The 6,547-nt window shown below is 70.7% G+C and carries 5 protein-coding genes; 4 read left to right on the forward strand and 1 reads right to left on the reverse strand.

The window, feature by feature from the left end:
- Window positions 1-95: 95 nt before the first annotated feature.
- Window positions 96-1,211, reverse strand: a complete 1,116-nt coding sequence (locus tag ACIP82_RS23280; RefSeq protein ID WP_400655778.1) for an ABC transporter substrate-binding protein — start codon at window positions 1,209-1,211, stop codon at window positions 96-98.
- Window positions 1,212-1,668: 457 nt separating this feature from the next.
- Between ACIP82_RS23280 and ACIP82_RS23285 the strand changes: the two genes are divergently transcribed.
- From ACIP82_RS23285 to ACIP82_RS23300, 4 genes are all read left to right on the forward strand, one after another.
- Entirely contained in the window at window positions 1,669-3,126 is a 1,458-nt protein-coding gene (locus ACIP82_RS23285) for an APC family permease (RefSeq protein WP_400655780.1), read from the forward strand.
- A 175-nt stretch (window positions 3,127-3,301) separates the two neighbouring features.
- Window positions 3,302-4,393, forward strand: coding sequence for a tryptophan--tRNA ligase (gene trpS / locus ACIP82_RS23290; RefSeq protein WP_363606789.1), 1,092 nt, complete (start codon window positions 3,302-3,304; stop codon window positions 4,391-4,393).
- Between the two features lie 110 nt (window positions 4,394-4,503).
- A complete protein-coding gene (locus tag ACIP82_RS23295; protein ID WP_400655760.1) occupies window positions 4,504-5,460 on the forward strand; it encodes an LD-carboxypeptidase in 957 nt (318 codons plus the stop codon).
- 32 nt (window positions 5,461-5,492) lie between these two features.
- Window positions 5,493-6,167: a nucleoside/nucleotide kinase family protein gene (locus ACIP82_RS23300; RefSeq protein ID WP_400655762.1), complete on the forward strand. Its 675-nt coding sequence runs from the start codon at window positions 5,493-5,495 to the stop codon at window positions 6,165-6,167.
- Window positions 6,168-6,547: the final 380 nt, after the last annotated feature.

A 6,547-nucleotide genomic window follows, 5' to 3' on the forward strand; every position in this document is an offset into this window, starting at 1 on the left:
CGGGACCAGCTCCAAGCGCCCGTGTTCCGGTTGTGTGCGACGCCACCGTGCCGCCCGCCCCTTCCGTCCCGTCCGTCACCTCGGAGCGGTGGAAATCAGGCGCCGGGCGCGACGAAGCCCTTGAGGTCGGCCAGCACCGCGTTGGCCGCGGTGACGCCGAGCCCGAGGAACCACGTCTCGTCCGAGACCGGCCGCGCCTGGCCGGACTTGACCGCGCCGAGGGTCTTCCAGAGCGCGCCGCCGAGCACCGCGTCCTGGTTGGTGGAGCTGGGCGAGCCGTAGACGCCGTAGAAGATCCAGTCGGCGTCGGCCTGGTCGATCTGCTCGGGGCTGATCTCGACCGCAAGCTCCTTGACCTGCTCGATCCGGGGCTGCGGCAGCGGCACGTCGGTGAGGATGGTGCCGATGAAGGACAGCTCCGCGTACAGCCGGGTCCTGCCCGGCATGAAGCGCAGCGGCGTGATGGTGGGCCGCTTGTCGCCGAGCTCGGCACCGATCGCGGTGGCCGCGCTCCGGTACGCGTCGAGCTGCGCCCCGGCCTCCGCCTCCAGGCCGAACGGGCTCGCGTTGAGCTGGAAGTTCTGCTTCCACGGGTAGCCGGGGCGCAGCGAGAAGACGGTCGGCGCGATCTTGGAGAGCTGGGCGTACTGGTCCTGGGCGCGCAGCTGGCTGCCGAGGATCAGGTCGGGCTTGAGCGCGGCGATGGCCTCCAGGTTGAGGCTGTTGATGGTGCCGACGCCGGCCGGGTTGCCGGCCGTGTCCTTGAGGTAGGACGGCATGGTCTTGGAGCCGTCGGTGTGGACGACGCCGACCGGCTGGATACCCAGCGAGACCACGTTGTCGAGCTCACCGGTGTCCAGCACCACGACCCGGACGGGCTTGGCCGGGATGACGGTCTCGCCCATGGCGTGCTTGATGGTGCGCGGGTAGACGCCGGGCGCGGCGTCGGTGCCGAAGCCCTTCATCTTCTCGATCACGCCGGCGTAGTCGTCGCCGCCCTGCTTGACCGACTTCTGGTTCGGCGACGAGCCGGACGAGGCCTGCGTCGAGCCTCCCGGTCCGGCCGGTCCGCCGGACCCGCCGCAGGCGCTGAGCAGCCCGCCGAGACCGAGGACGGCACCGCCGGTGAGGCCCGCGGCGAGGAACCTCCGCCGGGAGGGGGTGCGGCCGGCCGGGGGCCGGTCGGCGGAGGTCCGGCTGACGAGGGTCAGGTCGGCGGGGTGGGGGGCCACGCGACGCTCCTTCGCGATCGGGGTTAGGTGAGGCAAACCTATCCCAGTTGTGCGAAAGGGGTGGAAGGGTCGCTTTCGGCCGAGGGGTAAAACGTCTCAAAGCATGACATAAGGAATAAATCAACTTGACGCCAACCCTTCGAAACAAAGGTACACCGGTTAACAAGCCGTTAATACATCGCCTATCGTCCCGCGATGCGAAGGAATCGAAGTGAGTGGCTTAGATCACCAGGGGTTGGCCTACACAACCTTCACTGCTCCCACCTAGGGTGCGCTGGTGTTTGATCAGCAGCTCTCAGAGCACGGAAGCAGCGGACGGGCAACGGCGCCCGTCGCTCCGCAGGGTGCCCCGGTCAGTGGCACCAGTGGTGGCGTTCCCGAGCAGGGTGCGGCGGGGGCAACGGGGGACAAGGGTCTACAGGGCAACTCGGTCGGCCTGTTGGGCAGCGTGGTCCTGGGCGTCTCCACAGTCGCCCCGGTCTACTGCCTGACCGCGACACTGGGGCCGACCGTCACGGCCGTCGGCGTGCAGATGCCTGCGGTCTTCCTGGCCGGCTTCCTGCCGATGCTGCTGGTCGCGTTCGCGTACAAGGAGCTCAACAAGGACTTCCCGGACTGCGGCACGTCCTTCACCTGGACGGTCAAGGCCTTCGGCCCCCGGATCGGCTGGATGGCGGGCTGGGGCCTGACGGTCGCCACCATCATCGTGCTCTCCAACCTGGCCGGGGTGGCGACCAACTTCCTCTACCTGATGCTCGGCGAGATGACCGGCAGCAGTTGGGTGACGGAGCTGGACCAGAACAAGGCCGTCCATCTGCTCACGGTGGTCCTGCTGATCGCCGGCGCCACCGCGATGAGCTACCGGGGCATGACGGCCACCAAGTGGTTCCAGTACAGCCTGGTCGGCCTCCAACTCGCGGTGCTGCTGCTCTTCTCCGGCATCGCCATCAGCAAGGCCGTCTCCGGCGACCTGCCGCACTCGATCGGCTTCTCGGCGTCCTGGCTCAACCCGCTCCAAGTGAGCTCGTTCAGCGCCTTCACCGCCGGCCTGTCGCTCTCGATCTTCATGTACTGGGGCTGGGACACCTGCCTCACCATGAACGAGGAGACCCTCGGCAGTGCCAAGACCCCGGGCCGGGCCGCGATGATCTCCATGGTCACGCTGGTCGGCTCGTACCTGCTGGTCGCGATCGCCGCCCAGATGTTCGCGGGCGTCGGCACCACCGGCACCGGCCTGGGCAACCCTGCCACCGCCGACAACGTCTTCTCCGCGCTGGCCCGGCCGGTGCTCGGCTCGCCGTGGAGCATCCTGCTCTTCCTGGCGGTCGTCGCCAGCGCCGCCGCCAGCCTGCAGACCACCTTCATCCCGGTGGCCCGCACCCTGCTCGCGATGAGCGCCTACCGGGCCGTGCCGCCGCGCTTCGGCGCGGTCCACCCGCGCTTCCGCACCCCCGGCTACGCCACCGTGGCGGCCGGCATCGCCACCGCCGTCTTCTACGTCGGCATGAGCCTGATCAGCGAGAACGTCGTTCAGGACACCATCCTGGCCCTCGGTCTGATGATCTGCTTCTACTACGCGCTGACCGCCTTCGCCTGTGTCTGGTACTTCCGCGGCTCGCTCCGCGGCAGCCTGCGCGACCTGCTGGTCAAGGGCGTCGCCCCGCTCCTCGGCGGTGCACTGCTCAGCGCGGTCTTCGTGCAGACCCTCACCGACGCGTGGAACCCGGACTACGGCAGCGGAGCCGTCTTCGGCATCGGCTCGGTGTTCGTCATCGGCGTCGGCATCCTGCTGCTCGGCGCCGTCCTGATGACCTGGTACGGCAAGCTGCGGCCGGAGTTCTTCCGCGGCGAGACGCTGCGCAAGGACACCCCCGCGCTGATCGTGGAGGACTGACGCTATCCTCGGGAGCATGAAGAGCTTCGCGGGTCTGTGCTGGTGGCCGTCCTAGGACGGCCACCAGCACACACCTGACCAGGGCCGTCCGGGATGGACGGCCCTGCCGCGTTTCCCGCGGGACGGGCCCGCACCCCGGACGGCCACCACCACCGCCGCACCGAGGAGCCACCGCATGACCGTCACCGGTCCCGCCGCCGAACGCCCCGCCGACCCCGCCGACCGCCCTGCCGAAGGCCCCGGCACCGACCTCGCCGAGCAGGTGCGCCGCGACCCGGCCGCCCACCGCGTCCTCACCGGGGACCGGCCGACCGGCCCACTCCACCTCGGCCACTACTTCGGCACCCTGCAGAACCGGGTCCGTCTCCAGCGCCTCGGCGTCGAGATGTTCGTCGTGGTCGCCGACTACCAGGTCATCACCGACCGCGACATCGCCGACCGGCTCGCCGAGCACTCCGAGAACCTCGTCCTCGACTACCTCGCCGCCGGCCTCGACCCGGACCGCGCCACGATCTTCGCCCACAGCGCCGTGCCGGCCCTCAACCAGCTGCTGCTGCCCTTCCTCAGCCTGGTCAGCGTCGCCGAACTCGGCCGCAACCCCACCGTCAAGGACGAGATCGCCCACTCCAGCCAGGCCGCCGTGAACGGCCTGATGTTCACCTATCCCGTCCACCAGGCCGCCGACATCCTCTTCTGCAAGGCGAACCTCGTCCCCGTCGGCCAGGACCAGCTGCCCCACCTCGAAGTCGCCCGCACCGTCGCCCGCCGCTTCAACGAGCGCTACCCGCACCCGGACGGCACCGGCGTCTTCCCCCGCCCCGAGGCCCTGCTCTCCGCCGCCCCGCTGCTGCTCGGCACCGACGGAGGCAAGATGAGCAAGAGCCGCGGCAACGCCGTCTCGCTCTCCGCCGACGAGGACACCACCGCCCGCCTGATCCGGGGCGCCAGGACCGACACCGAACGCCGGATCAGCTACGACCCGGCCGGCCGCCCCGAGGTCTCCAGCCTCGTCCTGCTCGCCGCGCTCTGCCAGGACCGGGCCCCGGAGCAGATCGCCGAGGAGCTCGGCGACGGCGGCGGCGCCGCGCTCAAGCGCACGGTGACCGAGTCCGTCAACGAGTACCTCCGCCCGATCCGCGCCCGCCGCACCGAGTTCGCCGCCGACCGCGGCTACATCCGGCAGGTGCTGCGCGACGGCGCCGAGCGGGCCAACGCCGTCGCCGACGCCACGCTCGCCGAGGTCAGGGCCGTGATGGGGTCAGTCTGAAGGCAGCGGGGCATACCTTCTCCGGGCCGTCCGCGGGACGGCCCGGAGACCGCCTCCGCTCCGCGCACCACCCAGCACCCCCCGCACACCTTCCCGGAAGGAACCCGGCCATGGACCAGCACCCGACCACGCCCGGCCGAGGGCTGACCCGCCCGCCGCACCTCCGCCCCGGGGACCACGTCGTCGTGGTCGCCCCCAGCAGCCCGATCGACCCGCAGCGGCTCACCGCCGGATGCGCGATCCTGCGCTCCTGGGGGCTGAGGGTCACCGTCGCCCCGCACGTCCTCGACACCCATCCCGTCCTCGGCCACCTCGCCGGTACCGATGCCGACCGGGCCGCCGACCTCCAGGCCGCCTGGCTCGACCCCACGGTCGACGCCGTCATCTGCGCCCGGGGCGGCTACGGAGTCCACCGCATGGTCGACCTGCTCGACTGGCGGGCCATGCGGGCCGTACCGCCCAAGCCGCTGGTCGGGTTCAGCGACGCCACCTCCCTGCACGAGGCCTTCGCCCAGCGGCTCGGCATCGCCACCCTGTACGGCCCGATGGGCGCGGCCGCCTCCTTCACCACCGACGGCCCCACCGCCGAACACCTGCGCCGGACCCTCTTCGAACCCACGGCCACCACCGTGCTCACCTCGTCCACCGCGACCGCCCTCGTCCCGGGCCGCGCCCGGGGCGTCACGGCGGGCGGCTGCGCCTCCGTCCTCGCCGCCGAACGCGGCACCCCCGCCGCCCGCCCGTCCTTCGCCGGCTGCGTCCTGGTCCTGGAGGACGTCAACGAGCAGCCCTACCAACTCGACCGGATCCTCACCCAGCTGCTCCGCTCCGGCGCACTCGACGGAGTCACCGGCATCGCCCTCGGCTCCTGGGACGGCTGCGGACGGCCGGAACGGGTCAAGGCCGTCATGCTCGACCGCCTCGGCCCGCTCGGGATACCCGTGCTCTGGGAGCTGGGCTTCGGCCACAGCCCGTCCACCCTGACCGTCCCGCTCGGCGTCCCGGCCCTGCTCGACGCCGACTCCGGCACCCTCACCCTGGAACTGCCCGCCCTCGACGCACGGTGAGAACGGGCGGAAACGGTGAGTAGGGTGCGCCCATGAACGAGGACAGCCTCACCACCCGCGCCCTCGGTTTCCTTCGGGGTCCGGGCAGCAGCGCTCGTACGATCCTCGGACTGGCCGGCCCGCCCGGTGCCGGCAAGTCCACCCTCGCCCGGTATCTGATCGCCGAGGTCGAACGTGTCGAGGGCCCCGGCAGCGCCGCCTACCTTCCGCTCGACGGCTTCCACCTCTCCGCCGCCCAGCTCGACCGGCTCGGCCTGAGCCACCGCAAGGGCGCGCCCGCCACCTTCGACGCCCACGGCTACGTCGCGCTGCTTCGCCGGGTCGCCGCCGAGCGCTTCCAGGACATCTACGTCCCCGACTTCGACCGGGACCTCGACGAACCGGTGGCCGCCCGCCACGTCGTCCCGCCGCACGCGCGCCTCGTCATCACCGAGGGCAACTACCTCGCCGCCACCGAGCACCCCTGGCCCGAGGCCCGGCGGCTGCTCCGCGAGCTCTGGTACGTGGACACCGACGACGCCGTCCGCGAGCAGCGTCTGCTCGGCCGCCACCGCGCCGGTGGCCGGGACGAGGCCGTGGTCCGGCACTGGGTCACCAGCAACGACCACCCCAACGGCGAGTACGTGAAGGCCGGCCGCGCGCTCTGCACCCGGATCGTCCAAGGCGTCGATTTGCCTGTCGCCCCGGATGGGCGTAGTGTTCTCTAGTCGCTCGACAGGGAGCACCGGACACGCATCGGCGCGGACGGTCCCGGGGCGGCCAATCCACGAAACACCACTTCCCGGTTCTGCCGGGTCGCGTCTGCTTTTCGGGTCGCGGCTCGGGGTGAATTTGGCGTGCGCGTTTATATGGATTGTGGCTGGATTCGCTTTTCGGAGCGGGGATCGGCTAGAGTTTGGAACGTCGGACGGGCCGTCAGGTCGCGGAAGACAGCAGCGAGTTGGGTGAGTGAAACTCCGGAAAACGGAGCGGAAAACATCTGATAAGCTGAGAAAGCGAAAGAACGAAGCGCCCGGAGGGCCCGCTGGAAGGCGGCCTGAAGGAAGTGTCCGTTCCTTGAGAACTCAACAGCGTGCCAAAAGTCAAC

The organism is Kitasatospora sp. NPDC088548, from assembly GCF_044753005.1.
Classification (GTDB): domain Bacteria; phylum Actinomycetota; class Actinomycetes; order Streptomycetales; family Streptomycetaceae; genus Kitasatospora.

Excerpts from the sequence above, each read along its gene's own strand:
- trpS (WP_363606789.1), top strand. The coding sequence starts at position 3,302 with ATGACCGTCACCGGTCCCGCCGCCGAACGCCCCGCCGACCCCGCCGAC.
- ACIP82_RS23295 (WP_400655760.1), top strand. The coding sequence starts at position 4,504 with ATGGACCAGCACCCGACCACGCCCGGCCGAGGGCTGACCCGCCCGCCG.
- ACIP82_RS23300 (WP_400655762.1), top strand. The coding sequence starts at position 5,493 with ATGAACGAGGACAGCCTCACCACCCGCGCCCTCGGTTTCCTTCGGGGT.